This window comes from Nonomuraea coxensis DSM 45129 (genome assembly GCF_019397265.1).
Taxonomy (GTDB): Bacteria; Actinomycetota; Actinomycetes; order Streptosporangiales; family Streptosporangiaceae; genus Nonomuraea; species Nonomuraea coxensis.
Map to the genome: position 1 here is coordinate 3,452,862 of NZ_CP068985.1, position 20,895 is coordinate 3,473,756.

At 72.5% G+C, this 20,895-nt stretch carries 23 protein-coding genes; 9 read left to right on the plus strand and 14 right to left on the minus strand.

The window, feature by feature from the left end:
- Window positions 1-86: 86 nt before the first annotated feature.
- From Nocox_RS16090 to Nocox_RS16115, 6 genes are all read left to right on the plus strand, one after another.
- Window positions 87-812, plus strand: a complete 726-nt coding sequence (locus Nocox_RS16090) for a TetR/AcrR family transcriptional regulator (RefSeq protein WP_020547971.1) — start codon at window positions 87-89, stop codon at window positions 810-812.
- On the plus strand, window positions 809-2,170 hold the full coding sequence (locus Nocox_RS16095) for a carotenoid oxygenase family protein (RefSeq protein ID WP_020547970.1): 1,362 nt from the start codon (window positions 809-811) through the stop codon (window positions 2,168-2,170). The genes Nocox_RS16090 and Nocox_RS16095 overlap by 4 nt, the downstream gene beginning before the upstream one ends.
- 52 nt (window positions 2,171-2,222) lie before the next feature.
- Window positions 2,223-2,879 (plus strand): (d)CMP kinase, encoded by a 657-nt coding sequence (gene cmk, locus Nocox_RS16100; protein ID WP_020547969.1) that lies wholly within the window; start codon window positions 2,223-2,225, stop codon window positions 2,877-2,879.
- 87 nt (window positions 2,880-2,966) lie between these two features.
- Entirely contained in the window at window positions 2,967-4,313 is a 1,347-nt protein-coding gene (gene der, locus Nocox_RS16105) for a ribosome biogenesis GTPase Der (RefSeq protein ID WP_246649869.1), read from the plus strand.
- Between the two features lie 107 nt (window positions 4,314-4,420).
- Window positions 4,421-4,621 (plus strand): zinc ribbon domain-containing protein, encoded by a 201-nt coding sequence (locus tag Nocox_RS43055; protein ID WP_246649797.1) that lies wholly within the window; start codon window positions 4,421-4,423, stop codon window positions 4,619-4,621.
- Between the two features lie 146 nt (window positions 4,622-4,767).
- On the plus strand, window positions 4,768-4,887 hold the full coding sequence (locus Nocox_RS16115) for an amino acid--tRNA ligase-related protein (RefSeq protein WP_020547966.1): 120 nt from the start codon (window positions 4,768-4,770) through the stop codon (window positions 4,885-4,887).
- 39 nt (window positions 4,888-4,926) lie between these two features.
- Here the strand turns inward: Nocox_RS16115 and Nocox_RS16120 are convergent, their stop codons facing one another.
- The 3 genes from Nocox_RS16120 to Nocox_RS16130 form a co-directional block, all read right to left on the minus strand.
- Window positions 4,927-6,486 (minus strand): MFS transporter, encoded by a 1,560-nt coding sequence (locus Nocox_RS16120; protein ID WP_020547965.1) that lies wholly within the window; start codon window positions 6,484-6,486, stop codon window positions 4,927-4,929.
- On the minus strand, window positions 6,483-7,133 hold the full coding sequence (locus Nocox_RS16125; protein ID WP_020547964.1) for an LppX_LprAFG lipoprotein: 651 nt from the start codon (window positions 7,131-7,133) through the stop codon (window positions 6,483-6,485). The genes Nocox_RS16120 and Nocox_RS16125 overlap by 4 nt, the downstream gene beginning before the upstream one ends.
- An 86-nt stretch (window positions 7,134-7,219) precedes the next feature.
- Complete coding sequence (locus Nocox_RS16130; RefSeq protein ID WP_020547963.1) at window positions 7,220-7,678, minus strand: MarR family winged helix-turn-helix transcriptional regulator; 459 nt, start codon at window positions 7,676-7,678, stop codon at window positions 7,220-7,222.
- A 33-nt stretch (window positions 7,679-7,711) separates the two neighbouring features.
- Between Nocox_RS16130 and Nocox_RS16135 the strand changes: the two genes are divergently transcribed.
- Window positions 7,712-8,656: a cation diffusion facilitator family transporter gene (locus tag Nocox_RS16135; RefSeq protein WP_020547962.1), complete on the plus strand. Its 945-nt coding sequence runs from the start codon at window positions 7,712-7,714 to the stop codon at window positions 8,654-8,656.
- Here Nocox_RS16135 and Nocox_RS16140 read toward each other — a convergent pair.
- From Nocox_RS16140 to Nocox_RS16190, 11 genes are all read right to left on the minus strand, one after another.
- Window positions 8,653-9,246: a 4'-phosphopantetheinyl transferase family protein gene (locus tag Nocox_RS16140; RefSeq protein ID WP_020547961.1), complete on the minus strand. Its 594-nt coding sequence runs from the start codon at window positions 9,244-9,246 to the stop codon at window positions 8,653-8,655. The genes Nocox_RS16135 and Nocox_RS16140 overlap by 4 nt on opposite strands.
- 17 nt (window positions 9,247-9,263) lie before the next feature.
- Complete coding sequence (locus Nocox_RS16145) at window positions 9,264-9,950, minus strand: hypothetical protein (RefSeq protein WP_020547960.1); 687 nt, start codon at window positions 9,948-9,950, stop codon at window positions 9,264-9,266.
- The gene (locus Nocox_RS16150) at window positions 9,947-11,299 is read right to left on the minus strand and encodes an MlaD family protein (protein WP_020547959.1); all 1,353 of its coding nucleotides are present in this window, start codon (window positions 11,297-11,299) and stop codon (window positions 9,947-9,949) included. The genes Nocox_RS16145 and Nocox_RS16150 overlap by 4 nt, the downstream gene beginning before the upstream one ends.
- A complete protein-coding gene (locus Nocox_RS16155) occupies window positions 11,296-12,306 on the minus strand; it encodes an MCE family protein (protein WP_020547958.1) in 1,011 nt (336 codons plus the stop codon). The genes Nocox_RS16150 and Nocox_RS16155 overlap by 4 nt, the downstream gene beginning before the upstream one ends.
- Entirely contained in the window at window positions 12,303-13,322 is a 1,020-nt protein-coding gene (locus Nocox_RS16160; RefSeq protein WP_020547957.1) for an MCE family protein, read from the minus strand. Before Nocox_RS16160 ends, Nocox_RS16155 begins: the two co-directional genes overlap by 4 nt.
- Complete coding sequence (locus Nocox_RS16165) at window positions 13,319-14,344, minus strand: MlaD family protein (protein WP_020547956.1); 1,026 nt, start codon at window positions 14,342-14,344, stop codon at window positions 13,319-13,321. The genes Nocox_RS16160 and Nocox_RS16165 overlap by 4 nt, the downstream gene beginning before the upstream one ends.
- A complete protein-coding gene (locus tag Nocox_RS16170) occupies window positions 14,344-15,399 on the minus strand; it encodes an MCE family protein (protein WP_020547955.1) in 1,056 nt (351 codons plus the stop codon). Before Nocox_RS16170 ends, Nocox_RS16165 begins: the two co-directional genes overlap by 1 nt.
- 1 nt (window position 15,400) lies before the next feature.
- The gene (locus Nocox_RS16175; RefSeq protein ID WP_020547954.1) at window positions 15,401-16,420 is read right to left on the minus strand and encodes an MCE family protein; all 1,020 of its coding nucleotides are present in this window, start codon (window positions 16,418-16,420) and stop codon (window positions 15,401-15,403) included.
- A 4-nt stretch (window positions 16,421-16,424) separates the two neighbouring features.
- Window positions 16,425-17,279, minus strand: coding sequence for an ABC transporter permease (locus tag Nocox_RS16180; protein ID WP_020547953.1), 855 nt, complete (start codon window positions 17,277-17,279; stop codon window positions 16,425-16,427).
- Window positions 17,279-18,031, minus strand: a complete 753-nt coding sequence (locus Nocox_RS16185) for an ABC transporter permease (RefSeq protein ID WP_020547952.1) — start codon at window positions 18,029-18,031, stop codon at window positions 17,279-17,281. Before Nocox_RS16185 ends, Nocox_RS16180 begins: the two co-directional genes overlap by 1 nt.
- 192 nt (window positions 18,032-18,223) lie before the next feature.
- Window positions 18,224-19,621 (minus strand): aminopeptidase P family protein, encoded by a 1,398-nt coding sequence (locus Nocox_RS16190; protein ID WP_020547951.1) that lies wholly within the window; start codon window positions 19,619-19,621, stop codon window positions 18,224-18,226.
- A 146-nt stretch (window positions 19,622-19,767) separates the two neighbouring features.
- Between Nocox_RS16190 and Nocox_RS16195 the strand changes: the two genes are divergently transcribed.
- Together Nocox_RS16195 and Nocox_RS16200 are read left to right on the plus strand one after the other, a co-directional pair.
- Window positions 19,768-20,196: a CBS domain-containing protein gene (locus tag Nocox_RS16195; protein WP_020547950.1), complete on the plus strand. Its 429-nt coding sequence runs from the start codon at window positions 19,768-19,770 to the stop codon at window positions 20,194-20,196.
- Window positions 20,197-20,218: 22 nt separating this feature from the next.
- Window positions 20,219-20,857: an Rv1352/Rv1906c domain-containing protein gene (locus Nocox_RS16200; RefSeq protein ID WP_020547949.1), complete on the plus strand. Its 639-nt coding sequence runs from the start codon at window positions 20,219-20,221 to the stop codon at window positions 20,855-20,857.
- Window positions 20,858-20,895 lie beyond the last annotated feature (38 nt).

Here is a 20,895-nt window from a genome sequence, read left to right on the forward strand (position 1 = left end):
GTCCCGAAATAGCGGTTGAAGAACCGGCGGCGGAGGCGTAGAAAGGTCGGTAACAACGTTACCGAGCAGAAACGGCGTTACCGAGCATGGCGACCGCGTACCAGCAGGCACAGCGAGAAGGGCAGGGCGTCGTCAGGACGGCGATCCTCGACACCGCCACGCGCCTGCTCGTCACCGAAGGGCCGGGCGCGCTCACCGTCCGGCGCATCGCGGGCGAGGCCGGCTGCTCCACCAAGGTCATCTACACGCTGTTCGGCGGCAAGGACGGGCTGGTCGAGGCGCTGTGGTTGGAGGGGTTCGCCCGGTTCGAGCGCCGGCTGCGCGCCGGCGCCCACCGCCACCCCCTGGCGAACGTCCTCGCCGACCCGCCGGCCGACCCCCTGGCCGACCTGCGGGCCGGGCTCGACTCCTACCGTGAGTACGCGCTCGCCGAGCCCGACTACTACCGCGTCATGTTCCAGGGCGCGGTCCCCGGGTTCAGCCCGGGGCCGGAGGCCGTGGCGGCCGCGCGGCGCGCGTTCGACCTGCTCGTCCACGCCGTACGGGCGTGCCTGGAGCAGGGCCTGCTGCGCGGCGGCACCGCCCGCGAGATCGCCGACCTGCTCTGGATGGCCGTCCACGGCGCCGTCAGCCTGGAGATCACCGGCTTCTTCGCCCCGCCCGAGTCCGCCGGGCGCTACCGCGCCCTGTACTCCGCCGTGCTCGCCCCCTTCCTGCTGCCGCCCGGCCTGCCCGACGACGAACTCGGTGAGCCCGGCGGCGAACCCCGCGAACTGCCGTACGAGGAGTCCGCAGAGAGGACCGCGTCATGACCACCACCCCGTTCAGGGACGGCTTCGCACCCGTGACCGAGGAGGTCACCGCCTTCGACCTGGAGGTGACCGGCCGCATCCCGGCCGTGCTCAACGGCCGTTTCCTGCGCAACGGCCCCAACCCGCTCAGCCTCGACGACCCGCACGCCTCCCACCTGTTCCTCGGCGAGGGCATGGTGCACGGGGTGCGGCTGCGCGACGGCCGCGCCGAGTGGTACCGCAACCGGTGGGTGCGCAGCGCGTCGGTCGCCCGCCGGCTCGGCGAGCCGGTCCGTCCTGGGCCCGTGCACGCGGGCATGGACTTCGCGCCCAACACGCACGTCATCGGGCTGGCCGGGCGCACGTTCGCGACCGTGGAGGCGGGCGCGCTGCCGTACGAGCTGAGCTACGAGCTGGAGACGATCGGCAGCTGCGACTTCGGCGGCGGGCTGCCGGGCGGGTTCGCCGCCCACACCCACGCCGACCCGGTCACCGGCGAGCTGCACGCGGTCGCGTACTTCTTCGGCTGGGACCACCACCAGCACCTCGTCCTCGGCCCCGACGGCACGGTGCGGCAGGTGCGCGACATCCCGATCGCCGACGCGCCGATGCTGCACGACTTCGCCCTCACCGAGCGCTACGTCGTCCTCTACGACCTGCCGGTCACGTTCAGCATGGAGCACGCCGAGAAGGGCGCTCCGCTGCCGTACGCCTGGAACGAGGCCCACGGCGCCCGGATCGGCCTGCTGCCCCGCGCCGGCGGCGAGACGCGCTGGTTCGACGTGGAGCCGTGCTGGGTCTTCCACACGGTCAACGCCTACGACGACGGCGACGAGGTGGTGGTGGACGTGATCCGCTACCCCAAGAGGTTCGTGGACGCCCGGCTCGACGCCGGCGGCGCTCCCACCCTCGACCGCTGGCGCATCGACCCGGCCTCCGGCAAGGTCGCCCAGACCCGGCTGGACGACCGCGCCCAGGAGTTCCCGCGCATCGACGAGCGGCGCACCGGCCTGCCCCACCGCTACGGCTACACCGCCGCCGCCCGGGAGCTGAACGACATCGTCAGTCCGCACGACACGGAGCTGGAGGACCTGCCGGACGCGGCGTTCGACAACACCCTGATCAAGCACGACCTGGTCCGCGGCACGCAGGAGGCGCGGCAGTTCGGGCGGGGCGCGTACGTCGGCGAGCCCGTCTTCGTCCCCGAGGGCGAGGCCGAGGACGACGGCTACGTGATGACGCTGGTCAACGCCCCGGACAGGGGAGCGGCCGACCTGGTGATCGTCTCGGCCCGCGACTTCACCGGCGAGCCGGTCGCCACCGTGCACCTTCCTGCCCGTGTCCCGCTCGGCTTCCACGGGAGCTGGATCGCCGACTGAGCTGGACGCGGTAGCCTCTTCAGGTCGAGACACACGTGAAGAGGGAGAGGCCGTGACCGGTCTGGTCGTCGCCATGGACGGACCTTCGGGGTCGGGCAAGTCGAGCGTGTCGCGCGGGGTCGCCCGCGCGCTGGGCCTGCGCTACCTCGACACCGGGGCCATGTACCGCGCGATGACCTGGTGGATGGTCCGGCAGGGCGTCGACCTCGCCGATCCGGCGGCCATCGCGGCCCGCTGCGGCGAGCCGGTCATCGTCTCCGGCACCGACCCCGACGCGCCCGCCATCCACGTCGACGGCGTCGACGTGGGCGGGCCGATCAGGGAGGCCGAGGTGACCGGCGCGGTCTCCGCCGTGGCCGCCGTCCCCGAGGTGCGGGTGCGGCTGGTCGCCCTCCAGCGGGAGGTCATCGGCGCCGGCGGCATCGTCGTCGAGGGCCGCGACATCGGCTCCGTCGTCTGCCCCGACGCCCCCGTCAAGATCTACCTGACGGCGAGCGCGGAGGCCCGTGCCCGCAGGCGTTCGGCCGAGCTGGCCGGCACCACGGTGGAGGCCCAGCAGGAGGCGATGGCCAGGCGTGACACCCTGGACTCGACGAGGAAGACCGACCCACTCTCGATGGCGGATGGCGCCGTCGAGCTCGACACCACCGCGCTCAGCCTCGACGAGGTGATCGCGGAGGTGTTGAGGCTGGTCAAGGAGCGCGCCTGATGACGACATCAGGCGCGGTACTCACACAAAGGACGAAATATCGTGTCAACGGGGGACTGGGTCGAGGCAGAGCTCGACGACCTTGAGATCACCGAGCACGGCGACAGCACGCCGCTGCCCGTCGTCGCCATCGTAGGACGCCCGAACGTCGGCAAGTCCACGCTGGTCAACCGCATCATCGGCCGCCGCGAGGCGGTCGTCGAGGACGTGCCGGGCGTCACCCGCGACCGCGTCACCTACGAGGCCAACTGGCGGGGCCGCCGCTTCACCGTCGTCGACACCGGCGGCTGGGACCCCGACGCCACCGGCATGGGCCTGCGCATCGCCGAGCAGGCGCAGGTCGCCGTCGAGCTGGCCGACGTGATCGTGTTCGTGGTGGACGCCACCGTGGGCGCGACCGACGCCGACGAGATCGTGGGCGCCGTGCTGCGCCAGTCGGGCAAGCCGGTCGTGCTGGCCGCCAACAAGGTCGACAACCAGCAGCTCGAGTTCGAGGCCGCCGCGCTGTGGGCGCTCGGCCTCGGCGAGCCCTATCCCGTCTCGGCCCTGCACGGCCGCTCCAGCGGCGACCTGCTCGACGTCGTGCTCGACGCGCTGCCCGACACGCCGCGCGTCACCTTCGAGACCGAGCGCGGCCCGGCCAGGATCGCGCTGCTCGGCAAGCCCAACGTCGGCAAGTCCTCCCTGCTCAACAAGCTCGCCGGCGAGGAGCGGGTGCTGGTCGACCCGATGGCGGGCACCACCCGCGACCCGGTGGACGAGCTGGTCGAGCTGGGCGGGCGCACCTGGCGCTTCATCGACACCGCCGGCATCCGCAGGCGCGACCGCGAGCTGCAGGGCGCCGACTTCTACGCCGCCATGCGCACCCGCGCGGCCCTGGAGCGCTCCGAGGTGGCGATCGTGCTGATCGACGCCAGCCAGCCGCTCACCGAGCAGGACCTGCGCATCATCGGCCTGGTCATCGAGTCCGGGCGGGCCATGGTGGTGGCCTTCAACAAGTGGGACCTCGTCGACGAGGACCGCCGCTACTACCTGGAGAAGGAGATCGACCGGCAGCTCGTCCGCACCCCGTGGGCGCTGCGGGTCAACATCTCCGCCAAGACCGGCCGGCACGTCGACCGGCTGGTCCCGGCGCTGGAGAAGGCGCTCGACTCGTGGTCCACGCGGATGCCGACGTCGCGGCTCAACGCGTTCCTGACCGAGCTGGTGCAGCAGACGCCGCCGCCGGTGCGGGGCGGCAAGCAGCCGAAGATCCTCTTCGCCACGCAGGCGTCGACCGAGCCGCCGAAGTTCGTGCTGTTCACCTCCGGCTGGCTGGAGGACACCTACCGGCGCTTCATCGAGCGGCGCATCCGTGAGGAGTTCGGCTTCGCGGGCTCGCCGATCGAGGTCACCATGAAGATCAGGGAAAAGCGTTCCAAGAAGGACAAGTGACGCGAGCGGGCGCTTCCGTGGGAACGGGAGCGCCCGCGCGAGCCGCCGGAAGCTGGGAAGGCGGCCCCGGGCCCCGCGGCGAAGACACTCCTGAGTGCGGGGAGGAAATGCCCCGTCGGCCTGACCCCCGTCATCGGGTCCTGTCGAGGCCGTCCCGCTCCGGCGGGGCGGCGAAAGTGCGGTGGCACCGGGAGTTGACCCTTGCCGATCGGGTGTGGAGGTGTGGGTGCGGACTCGTCCACGACCGGGACGTCAACGCCGCCCGCAACCTGCTCGAGGCGATGAACCTCGAACAGGAAGCGGCCTAGTTCCACGTCGCCGGGCAGTTCCCCGGAGACGCTAAACGCCTGTGGAGGCGACGTTAGACCAGGCTCCGGCCTGGTAGATGCCAGCGAATCAGGCAAGAGGATCACTGAGATTCTCCGAACGGTATCTGCAGGCGTTCAGGCACGGGATGCCGCCGCACGGCGGGTTCGCGCTGGGCCTGGAACGCTGGACGGCCCGGCTGACGGGCGCGGCCAACATCCGCGAGACCACCGCCTTCCCCCGCGACCTCCACCGCCTGTCGCCATGACCGGGCCGCGCCCCGGCCCGGCCGTCGTGAACCCCTGAGTCAGCGGGTCTCCGTCGCCGGGTCCGGGGCCGGCGCGGGGACCGGCTCCGGGAGGCGGGGCGGGCGGCGGGGCATGAGGAAGGCGGCCGCCGCGCCCGCCAGGCAGACGAACGCCGTCACGAGGAACATCTCGGTGTACTCCACGTGCAGCGCCGCCTGCACCTGCGAGGTGTACTCGGCGAGCTGCCGCTGGTAGGTGGCGGCGTCCACGCCGAACGGGAGCGGCGTGTCCAGGTCGGCCGTGAGCGACTGGAACCGGTGGAACCCCCACGCCGACACCGCCGCGATGCCGACCAGCATGCCCATCATCCTCGCCACCACGACCGCCGCCGACGCCACCCCGTGCTGGTCGGCCCGGCCGGCCCGCAGCACCGCCGACGACACCGGGGCGATCACCACGCCGAGGCCCAGCCCGGCCACCACCAGGTCGGCGTCCACGACCAGGCCCGCCTCGGCCAGCCGCAGCGGCCAGCGGCTCATCAGCCCGTAGCCGGCGGCGGCGACCGCCATGCCCGCCACCGCGACCACGCGCTCGCCCAGCCGGCGGGCGAGGACCCCGCCGAGCAGCGCCCCGACGGTCAGCGCGATCAGGAAGCGGGCCAGCACGAACGCCGCGCCCAGCTCGTCGCGGTCGAGCAGTGTCTGCGCGGTGAACGGCACGAACACCATCGTCACCAGCAGCGCCGCCCCCGCGAGGAAGCTCACGCCCAGCGTCGCCAGCAGCGGGCCCTTGGGGACGCCGGACAGGTCGAGGATGCGTACGGGTGAGCGGATCTCCCACCAGACGAAAACCGCGCCCGCCACCGCGCCCGCCGCGATCAACGGCGCTCCCCAGGGCGGCAGGAACGCCTCGGCCGGGTCGGGGTTGTACAGGCCGATGACGAGCAGGGCCAGGGCGAGGGCCAGCAGCGCGCCGCCGGCCGCGTCCACCCGGCGGGCCGCGCGCTCCACCGGCCGGGCAGGACGGCCGGGGACGGTGAAGTGGACCGCCACCGCCGCGAGCGCCGCCAGCGGTACGTTGACCCAGAAGATGGCGTGCCAGCCGCCCAGCTCGACGCCCGCCACCGCGACCGCCGGGATCTGCGCCAGCAGCCCGCCGTAGAGAGGGCCGAGCGCCGAGCCCAGCTCCTGCGCCGCCCCGACCGCGCCGAGCGCGACCGGCCGCTCCCGCTCCTCCCACAGGTCGCCGATGAGCGCCATCGTGATCGGCAGCAGCGCCCCGCCGGCGATCCCCTGCACGGTCCGCCCGGCCACCACCATCGTCCCTCCGGACGCCAGCGCCGTCAGCACCGACCCGAGCGCGAACGCCGCCAGGCAGGCGTGGATCAGCGGCCGCCGCCCGTAACGGTCGGAGAGCTGCCCGAGCAGCGGCATCGCCGCGATGTAGCCGAGCAGGAACCCGGTGACGATCGGCGTGGCCCGCTCCAGATGGTTGAGCGGCACGCCGACGTCCCTGGCGATCTCGATGAGGACGGTCACCACCACGTAGGCGTCGAGCGCGGCCAGCAGCACCACCGCGCCACCCGCGCCGAGCGCGACCCGGCGGGCGACGGCCGTCATCCGGCGGGGGGCGTGATCGTGACCGGCGCGTCGTAGTCGCTGAACGACACCGTCACGGTGCCGCCAGGCAACGGCAGGCTCGCCTTGCTGAGCCTGCTGGTGGCCTGGTCGATCCAGACCTTGCCGTTCACGTCCTGCGTGACGCCGGGCACGATGTCCTTGACCACCTGGGCAGGGAACGTCGTCGCCACCCGGTAGGAGCCGCTCTCGACGCCCTCGACCTGCGGGTTCACCGCCGAGGACAGCATTTTCGCGATGCCCTTCGTCGGCTCCAGGATCACCGAGGGGTCGTAGAACTGCGCGAGCTGCTGCCGGGTCATCTTCTGGAAGCCGCCCGTCGGGCCCTTGAAGTGCACCGTGTCGCCGACGAGGGCGAAGGTGACCTCCTGGAGGTTGCCCAGGATGGAGATCGTGAGCGTGCCGTCGGCGTCGCCCCCGGCGGTGAGCCTGCCGTCGGCCTTCTGCAGCGGCACCTCCGGCTTGCCTTCGGTGGCGATGGAGAAGGCGGCCGACTTGACCGTCGTCATGGCCTGGGCGGCCTTCTTCATCAGGTCGGGGCCGGCGGGCAGCTCGGGCTCGCCCCCGCCGCCCGACGAGCAGGCCGACGTGAGCGCGAGAACCGCCACGATCAGAAGTCTTCTGAGCATGAGCGGATCGTAGCGACCGGCGGCGGGGGCCGCGCGCCGTCGCGGATATCGGTTGGATGTCGGCCCGCGCCCTCGCGCGGCGGCCGTCAGCGCAGCTTCTTCAGCTGCTCCACGAGCGGCGCGTACGCCGCCTCGATCGCTTCGAGCTGCTCGTCGGTGAGCCGGTCCACGAAGTGCTCGCGCACGCTCGCCACGTGGAACGGCGCCACCCGCTGGATGGTCTCCCAGCCCTCGTCCGTCAGCACGGCGAACGTGCCCCGCCGGTCGTCCCGGCAGTCCTCCCGCTTGACCAGGCCCTTGGCCTCCATGCGGGAGATCTGGTGCGACAGGCGGCTGCGGGACTGGATGGTGGCGTCGGCCAGGTCGCTCATGCGCATCCGGCGGCCCTGGCTCTCCGACAGGTTGACCAGGATCTCGTAGTCGTTGAGCGACAGGGAGTGCTCCTGCAGCTCGCGGTCGAGCCGGTGCATGAGCAGCTTGTGCAGCGCCAGATGCGTGCGCCAGGCACGCTGTTCGGCGGATGACAGCCAGCGAGGGGCGCTCATGATCTCCAATGTAGCGTACGTACAGTTGACGGCATGGAGGAGAGGCCGGCGGAGACGGGCGGGGAGAGCCTCGGCACGGTGCTCGTGGCCGGCGCGGCCAACCTGGCCATCGCGCTGGCCAAGCTGGTCGCCGGCCTGATCAGCGGCTCGGCGGCCATGCTCTCCGAGGCCGCGCACTCGGCCGCCGACACCGTCACCGAGCTCCTGCTGCTGGTCGCGGTGCGCCGGTCGGGCAAGCCCGCGGACCGGCGGCATCCGTTCGGGTACGGCAAGTCCGGATTCGTCTGGGCCATGATGGCGGCGGTGGCGACGCTCGTCGGCGGCGCGGGCTTCTCCGTCACGCACGGCGTCCACGAGATCAGCCACGGCGAGCGGCTCGGCAACCTCGTCCCGTCCTACCTCGTGCTGGCCGTCTCCTTCGTCATCGAGGCCCTGTCGTTCGCCAAGGCGTACCGGCAGCTGCGCGCCGAGGCGGCCCGCTACCGGGTCCACCCGGTGCGGCTGGTGCGGATCACCTCCGACACGGCGCTCAAGGCCGTGGTGTTCGAGGACGCGGCGGCGCTGACCGGGCTGCTCATCGCGGGCGGCGGCCTGCTCGGCTCGCAGCTCACCGGGTCGGCCCTGTGGGACGGACTGGCCTCCGTCGCGATCGGCCTGCTCCTGCTGCTGGCCGCGCTCACCCTGATCCGGGCCAACCTGTCGCTGCTCATCGGGCAGGCCGCGCCGCCCGGCCTGGAGACCGGCATCCGCGCGGTGCTCCTGGCCCAGCCGGAGGTCGAGGACGTCGTCGAGCTGCTCACCATGATGATCGGCCCCGGCGCGGTGCTGGTCGCCGCCAAGATCGACTTCAGGGACGAGGCCAGCGCGGCCGGCGTCGAGATCGCCTGCGACGAGGTGGACCGGCGGCTGCGCCGGGAGTTCCCCGTCGTCAGGCTGGTCTTCCTCGACCCCACCCCGACCCGCCGCGCCTCCGCCTAGGCCAGGCGCGGGATCGGCACGCGGCGGGCCGGGAAGTCCGTGACGACCGCCACCCTGATGTCCGGGCCGGCGGTCCACTCCAGCAGGTGGCGGCCGTCGAGGTCGTCGCCGCCGCAGCCGAGCCGGTCCAGCGACAGCTCGCCCCGCTTGATCAGCGCCTCCTTACGGGTCCAGCGCCGCATCAGCTCGTCGTTCCCGGTGACCGAGGCCCGCTCGCGCGCGGTGAGCACGCGCTCGGCCAGCGCCTCGTCCAGCGGGCCCGGCGGCACGTGCTCGGCGTCCACGCCGACCTTGCCGGGGCCGGCCGCGGCGCAGACGTACCCGCGGGTGTGGCTGAGGCTCACACCCAGCTCGGGGGCCTGCTCCAGGTACGGCCTGCCGTGGCCGGGGCCGTGCACGTCGCAGACCTGCAGCAGCGTGAGCGCGGCCGGGTCCGCGTCGAGCGCGGCCGCCGCGCAGAGCCGGACGAGCAGGTGGGCGGCGACGAACGTGTCACGGTCCGCCTCGAACCGGAACCGCGCGGCACGCTCGCGCTCCACCTCGGTGAGCCAGTGTTCGGGCGCGCGCACCTCACCGGGGTGGCCGCCCATCGCCAGAGGGCCGATCGTCAGTCCTTCTTCTTCGGGTCGGTCTTGCCGTCGTCGAGGGCGTACTGGTCGTCCGAGGCGGCGCCGAGCACGGTGACGTCGCGGACCTTCCAGACGCCCTTCTCCTTCACAAGAGCGATCTTAAGGTGCGAATCCCTCACCGAGCGGATCGCTTCCGAGGTGTTCACCTGCTGATCGACGACGACGATCGCGTGCGCCGTGGCCTCGTCCACGTCGGCCAGGTACACCTCGCGGACCGTGGCCTGGGCGACGGCCTTCAGCTTGACGATGACCTGCGCCATCGCGCCGCCGAACGCGGTGTCGTAGGTGGTGAGGAAGTCGCCCGTCGCCTGGGCGCTCAGGGTGGAGCGGGTGGACTGGAGGTCGCGGTAGTCGTAGCTCAGCAACGACGTGCTGAACGCGCTCGCCGCGCCGGACACCTCCAGGCGCAGCGCCCGCTCGGCCTCCAGCGCGGTGCGGGCCTCGCCGGCGCGGGCCGCGGCGAACCACTGGAGGACGGTGGTGGCGGCGAGCGCCACCACCAGCATCGCGGCCACCGCCCCCACCAGCTTGGCGCGGAGCACCCGGCGCCGCTTCCCCCCGTCGTCGGCGGGCGTCCCCTCGGATTCGGCGGAGGGGGGAGTCTCGTCGAGGGAGGGGGGCGAGGTCTCGGTGGGGGAGGGGGCGAGGTCCTGTTCGGGGGTCAATCGGACTCCTCACGGCGGCGGGCCGCCCGGCCCGCCGCGGTCCAGCCCACGATGCCACCACTCGCCACGACGGCGAGGAAGATCGCGACAATCAGCGGGACGATGTTCGTCGGGGTACGGGACGACGGGGCGGCCACCCCGCTGGGGGAGGGCGTCCCGGGGTCGAGCTCGCCCTGGTCGGAGGGCTCGGACGACGGCTCGGACGACGGCTCGGACGAGGGTTCGGGCGGCGACGTGGCGCCGGGGTCTTCGGACGGGAGGGGGGAGGCCGGGGCGCCGGTGTGCCGGACGTCGGCGGCGACCGCCCGCTTCGGGCAGGCGCGCACCCGGGGCACCGACGGCGGCCCGAGCGGTCCCGCGTACTCCTCGGCGGGGGGCGGCCCGCCCGGCACGCTGAAGATGAACGTCGCCTTCCCGTACACGGTGTCGCCCTGCCGTTCGCTGATGTCGGCGGCCAGGGTGAGCGCCGTCGGCACCATGGCGAGCAGGTGGTGCGTGTTGCGTTCGGTCGCGGCGGAGAACGCGGGCCGGTGCGGCAGCCCGAGCCCCGTCAGCAGGCACGAGAACCCCGGCCGCGACTGCTTGATGGCGGCGTCGAGCTGCGCGAACACCCCCGGCCCCTGGTCGAGGAAGGCGTTGAGGTCGGTCCGCGAGGCGCGCAGCGCGGCCGTCACCGCGCTGAGGTCGCCGATCCCGGAGGCGAGGGCGTCCTTCCGCCCCGCCAGGGTGTGCGTGAGCCGGGTGAGCTGAACCGACAGGTCGTCGAGCACGTCGGCGTTGTCGGCCAGCGTCCCGGTGAGGGAATGGGCGTCCTCGACGAGGTTGCGGATCGTCGGCGCCCGCCCGTCGAGCGCGACGGCCAGCTCGTGGGTGATGGTCCTGGCGTCGCGCGGCGGTACGGCGTTCAGCAGCTTGCCGACGCCCTCGAACAGGCGCTTGTAGTCGAGCGGCACCGCCGTCCTGGTCAGCGGGATCGTGTCCCCGGCAGCGAGGACCGGCCCCTGGACGCCGCTCGCCGGCGGCGACAGCTCCACGTACGGCTCCCCGACCGCCGACTTGCGCCGCACCTCGGCCGTCACGCCCTTCGGCAGCCGCACGTCCCGGTCGAGGTCGAGCCCGACGACGATCCGGCCGGGCGCGAGCCGCACGTCGCCGATCCTGCCGACCCGCACCCCCAGGTACGCCACGTCGAACCCGCGTACCAGCCCGGGGGAGGAGACGAACTCGGCCGACACCCGGTAGGGCCGCTCGATGACGTCCAGCCGGATGACGGTGCTGAACGCCCAGACCGTCATGACGATCCCGAGCAGCACGAAGAAGCCGAGGTTCAGGTAGATGCGGTTCCTCATCGCGGCGGCTCCAGCAGCAGGCGGAAGTCCCCGCGCCGGTCGGCCGCGGGCGGGTCGCCGGAGGGGGCGGGGGCGGGCAGCAGCAGGCCCTTCAGCCAGAGGTAGGTGAGCATCTGCCCGTTGACCACGATCGGCGGCGCGTCGATGAACGTCTGGATCTCGTCCACCAGCCTCTTGAGGTCCTCCTTGCCGCGCTGCATCGACGACGAGATGGCCTCCAGCTCGCGCAGCAGCGTACGCAGCCGGGCGGCGTGGCGCGGGTAGACGGTGAGGTTGGCCTCCTTGGCCAGCTTCGTCAGGGCGATCACGGTCGTCTTGATGTGCCGGCGGCCGTGCGCGAGCCGGGAGGTGGCCGCGGCGAGCGTGCCGGGCAGCCGGTCCAGCTCGTCGCTGCCCTCGGCCAGGTCGTCGCCCAGCCGGGCCAGCGCGTCGATCGTGGTGGCGAGGTCGGCGCGGGCGGCGGCGTAGGCGTCGGTGACCTCGGCGGTCTGCCTGATCAGCCGGTTGACCTGGTCGCCCTGCCCGGCGAACGCGGTCGAGGCGGCGTCGAGGATGGCGTTGACGTCCTGCGCCCCGAGCGCCTCGATGAGCGGCCCGGCCCTGGCGGTGACCTGCTCGATGTCCGGTTCGACGGCGGTGTCGGCGATGGTGGCGCCGTCGGCGAGGTACGGCCCCGTGGTCAGGTCCTTGCCGGGCGGCGGGGTGAGCAGCACGTAGTTCTCGCCCAGCACGGACGTCTTCGCGACGGTGGCCGTGCTGCCCCGCGGCACCCGGTGCGCGGTCCGGACCGCCATGGTGACCCTGGCCCGGTAGCCCTGGAGCCGGATGTCGGTGACGGTGCCCACCCGTACGTCGGAGATCTGCACGCTGTGCCCGGTGACCAGGCTCTGCACGTCGTCGAAGACGGCGTACAGCGTCAGGTCGCCGCTCGTGGCGCCCAGCGTCGACAGCGAGCAGGACGCGGTCATGAGCAGCGCGAGCAGCGCGGCCGGCAGGCGGGCCCTCATCGGCGGCTCCTCTGCGAGGGGCAGTTGCTGAGCCCGCCGGGCAGGCACGGCACCGGCCCCAGCTTCAGCGCGTCGAACAGCGGTTGCAGCCACGCCCTGGTGAGCGCGTTGAGCACGACCCGGATCTTCAGCACGTGATGCTTCCTGTCCCAGGACTCGACGAGCACGTCGGCGAAGTCGGCCGCGCCCTTGACGGCCCGCGCGACGGACTCGCTGTTGGCCCGCATCGTCAGCACCAGCTCGGCCAGCGTTCCCGCGGCCCGGGGCAGCCGGGTGGAGTACTGCTCGATGAGCACGTCGCCGCGCCGGACGAAGTCGGCCATGCCGCCGATGAAGCCGCGCAGCCGCCGCCGCTCCTCGGCCAGGATGGCGCTCGCCTCGGAGAAGGAGTCGATGGCGCCGGTCACCTGGCTCTCGCGCTCGTTGAGCGTGGTGGCGATCCTGTTGAGGCCCTTGGCCAGGTCGATGAGCTGCTGGTCCTGCTTGGCGAGGGTGCCGGTCAGCTCGGCGGTGTCGGCGATCGCGTTGTTGATCGTCTTGCCGCGTCCCCGGAGGCTGCCGGCCAGGTCGCCCGCCGTCTCGCCCAGCTTGCCGGGGTCGAGCGCGTCGGTCAGCTTGGTGAAGGCGTCGAGCGCGTCGTCGATCTCCACGGGCAGCTCGGTGCGCTCCAGCGGGATGGTGGTGCCGGCCGCGATCCGCCGGTCGCCGGGTTTCCACGGCGGGTAGAGGACGACGTTCCGCTCGCCCAGGGTGTTCTGCGGCGCGACCACGGCGCGGACGTCCGCGGGCAGCGGCACGTCCCGGTCCACCAGCAGGCTCACGCGCACCCGGCCGCCGTCGACGCGGATGCTCTCGACGTAGCCGGCGTCGAGGCCCATGACCTTGACCCGCGCCTCCTCGTACAGGGCGGGCGCGGCGCTGAAGATCGCCGTCAGCCGGTACGGCCGCGCCCCCACCACCGAGCACCCGGACGCCAGCAGCGCCCACATCGTCAGGACCGCCGTCAGCCGCCTCACCGGTCGTCCTTCCTGTCCTTCGCCACCGCGGCCAGCACCTCCGGGTTGATGGGACCGAGGCCCGTGGCGATGGCCTCCAGCCACGGGCCCTGGCCGCCCATCGTGGCGAGGCCCGTGAAGGTCGGGCCCGCCCACGCCAGGAGCGAGTTGAACTCCTTGTTGCTGCCGCTGAGCCGGGTCGTGATGGCCGCGTTGTCGTCGAGCACCTGGACGAGGGCGCGTTCGTGCTCGCTGATCAGCCGTGTGGTGCTCTGCACGAGGTCGCTGCCGTCGCCGAGCAGGGTGCGCAGCTCGTCGCGCCGCCTGCGCAGCTCGCCCAGCATGACCTCGATGGCGTCGATGAGCCGGACGAGCTGTTTGTCCTTCTTCTCCAGGACGTCCATGATCGTGTTGCCGTTGTCGAGGAGCCGCTGGAGCTGCGGCTCGCTCCTGCTGATCGTGTCCGACAGGTCGCCGATGTTGCGCAGCAGCCGGGTCAGCCGGCCCTTCTTGGACAGGTCCACCTTGTTCAGCTCGGTCAGCAGGTCGTCCACGGCGTCGGTGTCGAGCCGCTTGACCAGCCGGGTGGCGTCGTTGATGGCGTCGTTGACCAGCGTCGGCACGCCCGTCCTGGTCAGGGGGATGGTCCGCTGCGCCTCGGGGAGCTGGTCCAGGTACGGGGCCGCCACGGCGCCGGACAGCTTGACGTACCGGCCGCCGAGCAGGTTCGACAGGGCGATGTCGGCCCGGGTGGCGCGGCCGAGCCGTACGCCGTCGTCCACCCGCCAGGTGACGATCACCTGGCCGCGGGCGTAGTCGGCGCGGACCTCGGTCACCTTGCCGACCCGGACGCCCGCCACCCGCACGTCGTTGCCGGCGCGCAGCCCGCCGGAGTCGGCGAACACGCCCGAGACGGTGTAGCCGCCCTCCAGCAGCCCGAGGTTGCCGACCAGGAACGTGACGACGAGGATCGCGCCGAGCGTCACCATCGACACCAGGCCGACGGCGTGCTTGTTGCGGTCCCGAAAGGATTTCAGCGGCATCAGCGGCCCACCATCAGCTTGCGCAGGTCGTCGGCGCTCTGCACGCGGGTGTTGCGGAGCGGCGGCGGCGTCTGCATCCCGTACGGGCACGGCGCGGGTCCGAGCGCCACGCAGGGGACGGCGGTGACGAAGTAGCGGCCGCGGTCCACCGTCGAGTACGCCCGCGCGAGCACCGGCTGCAGGGTGCCCACCGTCCTGTCGATCTCGCCCACGTGCCGCCGGATGCCGCCGGTCAGCCCCTGGAGGTTGTCCACGAACGCGCCCAGCTCCCCGGCGTTCCTGCCGAGCACCTGGTCGGCGGTGTGCACGGTCGCCGACAGCTCCACCAGCGAGTCGTCCACGAGCTTGCGGTTGGCGGCGAACGCCTCGCTGAGCGTGACGAGGTTGTCGACGAGCCGCTCGATCTGGTCGTCGCGCCGGGCGACCACGTCGCTGACGGTCGCGTAGTCCTTGAGCAGCTGTTCGATGGTCCGGCGGCGCTCGCTGACCGTGGTGGTGATGGCGTCGACGTTGTCCAGCAGCCGGGGGAGGTTGCGCTCGTTGCCCTTGAGGGAGGCCGCGGCGGCGGTCAGGAGCTGGTTGATCTGGTCGGCGTCCAGGCTGCGGGTCAGCGGGCCGAGGTCGCTGACGAGCTGCCCGACGTCCACGACGGACGAGGTGCGCGCGATCCGGCCGCCGGGCGGCAGCCGGCCGGGGGCGGTGCCGGGCAGCAGGTAGACCACGCGCTGGCCGATCGCGTTGCGCCAGCGGATCGCCGCCTCGGTGTCGGCCGGCACCCGGACGGCGTCCTGCACCTCCATGGTGACCTCGGCGCGGCCGTCCACGACCCTGATGTCCTCGACCCGGCCCACCGGCGCGCCGGCGATCTTCACCTGGTCGCCCTCGGCCAGCCCGGACACGTCGTCGAAGGCGGCGACGACGCGGTAGCCGCCCCCGCCGCCGACCCGGGCGATCTGCACGGCGATCACCACGATCAGCGTCACGGTCAGCCCGATGAACAGCGCGAAGCGCAGGAACGTCCAGCGGCGGCGGGACCGCTCGGCGGAGACGCCCATGTCAGCGCCTCCCGCCGGCCGGGCCGCAGGAGCCGGCGATCAGCTCGCAGATGTCGGTCTCCACGAACGCCTCCACCTGGAGCTGGTTCCTGCCGGCCGGCCCGGGGGCCTCGACGAGTTCGTTGAGCAGGTCGAGCAGCCGGTTGAGGCCGCGTACGCCGTCCCCGGCGAGGCCGAGCTGGGCGTAGATGAGCGCGGCCACCCGTTCTGCGGAGTGCACCCCGGCCCGCAGGTCCTGGCGGTGCGCGCGCAGGCCGTGCGCGCCCTGGCCGGAGATCGAGGTGACCTCCTGCAGCAGGGCGCGGACCTTGTCGGCGCGTCTCAGCAGGTCGGGGGTGATGACGTTGACGTCGGAGGAGATGGAGACGAGCTCGTCGCCCTTGTCCGACAGGGCCGTGCCGAGCGCGGCGGTGTCGCACAGGAACCGCCGGGCCTCGGCGCGCCGGCGGTGGGCGACGCCGACGACGGTGCCGGCGTCGCCGATCAGCTCGCGCAGGTTGTCTCCCTCGCCGTCGAGGCCCCTGGCCAGGGTGTGGACGATCACGGTGACGTCGCGCGGGTCGATCGCGTCGAGGCCGCGGTAGGCGGCGCCGAGCGTGTCGGACAGGTCGAGCGGGCCCGTGGTGTTCGTGATGACCGCGCCGGAGGCGAGGAAGGGGCCGGTGGTCTCGTCCGGGCCGGGCACGAGCGCCACGTACTTGGGGCCGAACACCGAGCTGGGCTCGACGGAGGCGGACGCGGAGGCGGGCACCCGCACCCCCGGCTGGACGTGCAGGGTGACGACGGCGCGGCCCCTGGCGTCCAGCGAGACGCCGGTCACGTCGCCCACCGTGATGCCGCGGATCTTGACCGGCGAGTTGGTGTCCAGGCCCTGCCCGGCACGGGAGAACACCGCGTCGATCCGCGTCCCTGCCGCCTCGGTCGCCGTGCGCACCACGACGACGCCCGCCGCCGCCAGCACGGCGAGCATGGCGAAGGCGATGCCCACCCGGGCGGCGAGGGGAAGTTCGAATCGGGCCACCGGCTCACCCCGTCAGCGGTATGTTGCCGCCGCCGCCCCAGAACAGGTACGACAGCAGCAGGTTGAGCAGCACGATCGTGACGATCGACTGGCGGATGGCGCGGCCCGCCGCCACCCCCACCCCCACCGGCCCGCCCGTGGCGTGGTAGCCGTGGTAGCAGTGGATCACGATGACCGCGAAGGCGAACACGCCGACCTTGGCGACGCTGAACAGGATGTCGCTGACCGGCAGGTACAGGTAGAAGTAGTAGTCGTAGACGCCGGGCGCGAGCCCGAACAGCGCCGTGCACATGAGCCGGGTGGCGAAGAAGCTGGCGAACAGCGCGATGAGATAGATCGGCATGAGCGCCAGCAGCGCCGCCACCACGCGGGTGCAGATGAGGTAGGTGAAGGCGTTGATGCCCATCACCTCCAGTGCGTCGATCTCCTCCGAGATCCGCATCGCGCCCAGCTCGGCCGTGAACGACGAGCCGACCTGCGCCGCGAGCGCCGTCGCCGCGATGATCGGGGTGATCTCGCGGACGTTGGCGAAGCTGCCCACCAGCCCCATGAACGACTCCGCGCCGATGGCCTGCAGCCCCTGGTAGCCCTGCAGGCCGACGGTCGCGCCCACGACGAACGCCATGGTGAACACCACGAACACCATGCCGCCGCCGATGACGGTCGCCCCGACCCCCACCACGACGTCGCTGACCTGCCGGAGGACCACCTTGAAGTACCGCAGCCGCAGCACGACGTCGCGGACGCAGTAGAAGAGCACCTTCCCCACGAACAGCGGCCAGTCGGCCAGCCCGGCGAACCGCTCGGCGGCCTCCCGCCCCCGGTGGGCGAGCCGCAGACCCGCGGTCCGCGTCACCATCACAGGGACCTCGGGGGGTAGGCGAGGAAGTACACCGCCGAGATCACGTAGTTGAACGTGAACACCAGCATGAACGTGACCACGGTCGCCTGGTTGACCGCCCGCCCCACGCCGACCGGGCTGGTCGCGCAGGTCATGCCCTTGTAGCAGGCCACAGCCGCGGCGATGAAACCGAAGATCCACGCCTTGAACAGCGTGACGTACAGGTCGGAGGAGACCACCAGGGACAGCGCGCCGTCGAAGTACGCGCCGGGCGTGACGCCCTGCACCACGACGTTGAAGAAGTAGCCGCCGCTGGCGCCCGCCAGGATGACCAGCGGGCACAGGCACACCGCGATCGTGCCGGCCGCCCACATGCGCGGTGTGACCAGGCGGTGGATCGGGTTGACGGACATGACCTCCATGGCCGACAGCTCGTCGCGGATGTGCCGGGCGCCGATGTCGGAGGTCATGGCGCTGCCGCCGGCCCCCGCGATCAGCAGCGCGCTGGCCAGCGGCGCCACCTCGCGGATGAGGCCGACGAACACCGCGCTGCCGGTGGCCGAGCCGGCGCCGAGCTGCCAGGCCAGCTCGCCTACCTGGAGGGCCACGGTCGCGCCGAGCGGCAGGGAGACCAGCAGCACCGGGACGCTGGTGACGCGGGCCAGGAACCAGCACTGGTCGACGAACTCCCACCACCAGCTCTTGACGTCCCAGCTACGCCGCAGGCCCTCCAGGACGATGACGAACAGATCACCGACCTGCCCGAGCACCGACCGGGCCTTTCGCCCCACAAATCCAGACGCAGATCCGGGCACGGCCATGCGCTGACCACCTCCGCCGCCTACGGATCAGCCACCCTACTGACGGGTTGTCCAGCAGTCGACGCTTTGTTCAGAATTTGCGGGAAAGCGATGAGGCGCCGGCCGTGCCTTGTCAGCACCGGCGGAAAGGTGGCCGCTTCGTTACGCCAGGCCGCTCATCCACGACTCGATCTCGTCGGCGCGGCGGGGGAGCGCGGCCGACATGAGCACGGCCCCGCCGGCGGTGACCGTGAGATCGTCCTCGATGCGGATGCCCATGCCGCGCAGCTCCTCGGGCAGCGTCAGGTCGTCCGGCTGGAAGTACAGGCCGGGCTCCACGGTCAGCACCTGGCCCTCCTCCAGGACGCCGTCCAGGTAGACCTCGCCGCGCGCACGGGCGCAGTCGTGCACGTCCAGGCCGAGCATGTGGCCGCTGCTGCAGAGCGTGTAACGGCGGTATAGCCCGGTCTCCATGAGCTCGTCGGTCGAGCCCTTGAGCAGCCCCCAGTCGCGCAGGCCGTCGCAGATCACCCGCATGGCCGCCAGGTGGAAGTCACGGAAGCGGGCGCCGGGGCGCAGCGTGGCGATGGCCGCGTTCTGGGCCTCGTACACCAGCTCGTACGCCTGCCGCTGCGCCGGCGTGAAGCGCCCCGACAGGGGGAAGGTGCGGGTCACGTCGGCGGTGTAGAGGGTGTCGGTCTCGACGCCCGCGTCCAGCAGCAGCAGGTCGTTCCTGTCGAGCCGGCCGTCGTTGCGGATCCAGTGCAGCACGCAGGCGTGCGCGCCGGAGGCGACGATGCTCTCGTAGCCGGTCGCGTTGCCCTCCAGACGGGCCCGCAGCCCGAACACGCCCTCCAGGTAGCGCTCGCCGCGCGGGTGGGCCAGCGCCTGGGGCAGGGCGCGTACGACGTCCTCGAAGCCGCGGGCGGTGGCGTCCACGGCGTGCTGCAGCTCGCCGAGCTCCCACTCGTCCTTGATCAGCCGCAGCTCCGACAGGAACGTCTCCAGCTCGGCGTCCGCGCCGTCCGCGCCGCGCGGCGCGCGGGCGTCCACCGACGGGTCCACGCCGCGCAGCACCCGGGCCGGCCGGTCGAGGTCGAGGTCGCGGATGTGGGCGCACTCCACCTGGTAGAGCTCGGCGGCCTCGGCCAGGTCGGGGCGGCGGCCGGCCCAGAACTCGCCGTAGCGGCGGTCGCGGTAGAACTCCTGGCCCTCGCCGCGCGGCGAACGCGGCCGCAGGTAGAGCACGCTCTCACCGGACGGCTCGACCACCAGCACGTCGTCCGGCTCGCCGGCGCCGGTCAAGTACGCGTACGCGCTGTGCGGACGGAACCGGAAGTCGGCGTCGTTGCTGCGGACCTTGAGCGTGCCCGCCGGGATCACCAGCCGCTCCCCGGGGAAACGGGACGCGAGGGCGGCGCGGCGCTTGGCGGCCCAGGGCGCGACCGGCAGCGCCGTCACGTCGGTGCGCCGGGTGTCCGCCCAGCCCGTCCGCATGAAGGCGGCCAGTTCGCCGGTGACGGGCAGGTCATGGCTTCCGATGTTCAGCGGCTCGGTCATCTCACTGTGTCCCTGGTCAAGTGATGAATCGGTACATGTAGTGGAGCGGGTCCGGCAAGCAGCCTACGGGACGGGTTGACGGGGTCCCCACCGGCTTGTTTGCCTGGTGGCAGGAGAAGGAGAACCGAGGCAGAGGGTGATGCCAGATGCTCATCGGGACGATCCTGCGCGCCAAGGGCAGCCAGGTGACGACCATGCCGCCGTCGGCGTCCGTCCGGGCGCTGCTCGCGCAGCTCGCCGCGCACAACATCGGAGCCGTGGTGGTCTCCACCGACGGCCTCACCATCGAGGGCATCGCCTCCGAGCGCGACGTGGTCCGCCACCTGAACGAGCGCGGCGCGGGCGTGCTGGAGGAGCCGGTCTCCGCCATCATGACCACCGACGTGCACACCGTCGGGCCCGGTGAGAACGTCGAGGCGCTGCGGCAGATCATGACCGAGCAGCGCTTCCGCCACATGCCGGTCGTCGAGAACGGCCGCCTGGCCGGCATCGTCAGCATCGGCGACGTGGTCAAGAGCGCCATCGAGGAACTGGAGACGGAGAAGGCGTCGCTCGTCGACTACCTGCACCGTTGACAGGGGTGGGACGCTGGGGTCCGTGACGTACGGGCCGCCTCCCCCCGGATACCCCCCCGAATACCCGCGCGCGACCAGCAGCCCGCCGATCATCGTGCTGGTGTCCGGGCTCGCCGCGCTGCTCGGCTTCCTGCTGGGCGTCTTCGTGGGCTTCGGCGCGGCCGGCACGGGCGACGGCGCGGACGCCGGGCCCGAGCCCGCGGCCACCGTGACCGTCGAGGACACCGAACCACCCGCTCCGGATCCGTCCGCGACCCCGCCGCCCGCCACTGATCCGCCCGCCACTGATCCGTCCGCCACTGATCCGGGCGCCACTCAGCCGGGCGCCACCGGCCCTCCCGCCACTGATCCGGGGGCCACCGGGCCGGCCGCGACCGAGCCCGGCGTCGTGCCGAGCGGTGGCGCGTCCGCCGGGACCGGCGTGAACCCCGCCTCCCTCCGCACCCTCGTCGTCGGCAGGGACATCCAGCCCGGCACCTACCGCACCTCCGGCCCGACGTCCGGCTTCTCCATGTGTTTCTGGGCCCGGATGCGCAGCGCCACCGCCGGGCTCGACGACGTCATCACCTCGGGCATGCCGACCGGCCCGGCCACCGTCACCGTCCAGCCGACCGACAAGGCGTTCTCCACCGGCGGCTGCGTGGAGTGGACCCGCGCATGAGGCCAGTACGAGCTTCAGCGGGCTGACGAGCCGCGTCA

What these genes read in the sequence shown, in the direction of transcription:
- Nocox_RS16090 (WP_020547971.1), top strand. Translation starts at nt 87, where the DNA reads ATGGCGACCGCGTACCAGCAGGCACAGCGAGAAGGGCAGGGCGTCGTC.
- Nocox_RS16095 (WP_020547970.1), top strand. Translation starts at nt 809, where the DNA reads ATGACCACCACCCCGTTCAGGGACGGCTTCGCACCCGTGACCGAGGAG.
- Nocox_RS43055 (WP_246649797.1), top strand. Translation starts at nt 4,421, where the DNA reads ATGCCCCGTCGGCCTGACCCCCGTCATCGGGTCCTGTCGAGGCCGTCC.
- Nocox_RS16115 (WP_020547966.1), top strand. Translation starts at nt 4,768, where the DNA reads ATGCCGCCGCACGGCGGGTTCGCGCTGGGCCTGGAACGCTGGACGGCC.
- Nocox_RS16120 (WP_020547965.1), bottom strand. Translation starts at nt 6,486, where the DNA reads ATGACGGCCGTCGCCCGCCGGGTCGCGCTCGGCGCGGGTGGCGCGGTG.
- Nocox_RS16125 (WP_020547964.1), bottom strand. Translation starts at nt 7,133, where the DNA reads ATGCTCAGAAGACTTCTGATCGTGGCGGTTCTCGCGCTCACGTCGGCC.
- Nocox_RS16130 (WP_020547963.1), bottom strand. Translation starts at nt 7,678, where the DNA reads ATGAGCGCCCCTCGCTGGCTGTCATCCGCCGAACAGCGTGCCTGGCGC.
- Nocox_RS16135 (WP_020547962.1), top strand. Translation starts at nt 7,712, where the DNA reads ATGGAGGAGAGGCCGGCGGAGACGGGCGGGGAGAGCCTCGGCACGGTG.
- Nocox_RS16140 (WP_020547961.1), bottom strand. Translation starts at nt 9,246, where the DNA reads ATGGGCGGCCACCCCGGTGAGGTGCGCGCGCCCGAACACTGGCTCACC.
- Nocox_RS16150 (WP_020547959.1), bottom strand. Translation starts at nt 11,299, where the DNA reads ATGAGGAACCGCATCTACCTGAACCTCGGCTTCTTCGTGCTGCTCGGG.
- Nocox_RS16155 (WP_020547958.1), bottom strand. Translation starts at nt 12,306, where the DNA reads ATGAGGGCCCGCCTGCCGGCCGCGCTGCTCGCGCTGCTCATGACCGCG.
- Nocox_RS16165 (WP_020547956.1), bottom strand. Translation starts at nt 14,344, where the DNA reads ATGCCGCTGAAATCCTTTCGGGACCGCAACAAGCACGCCGTCGGCCTG.
- Nocox_RS16170 (WP_020547955.1), bottom strand. Translation starts at nt 15,399, where the DNA reads ATGGGCGTCTCCGCCGAGCGGTCCCGCCGCCGCTGGACGTTCCTGCGC.
- Nocox_RS16180 (WP_020547953.1), bottom strand. Translation starts at nt 17,279, where the DNA reads ATGGTGACGCGGACCGCGGGTCTGCGGCTCGCCCACCGGGGGCGGGAG.
- Nocox_RS16190 (WP_020547951.1), bottom strand. Translation starts at nt 19,621, where the DNA reads ATGACCGAGCCGCTGAACATCGGAAGCCATGACCTGCCCGTCACCGGC.
- Nocox_RS16195 (WP_020547950.1), top strand. Translation starts at nt 19,768, where the DNA reads ATGCTCATCGGGACGATCCTGCGCGCCAAGGGCAGCCAGGTGACGACC.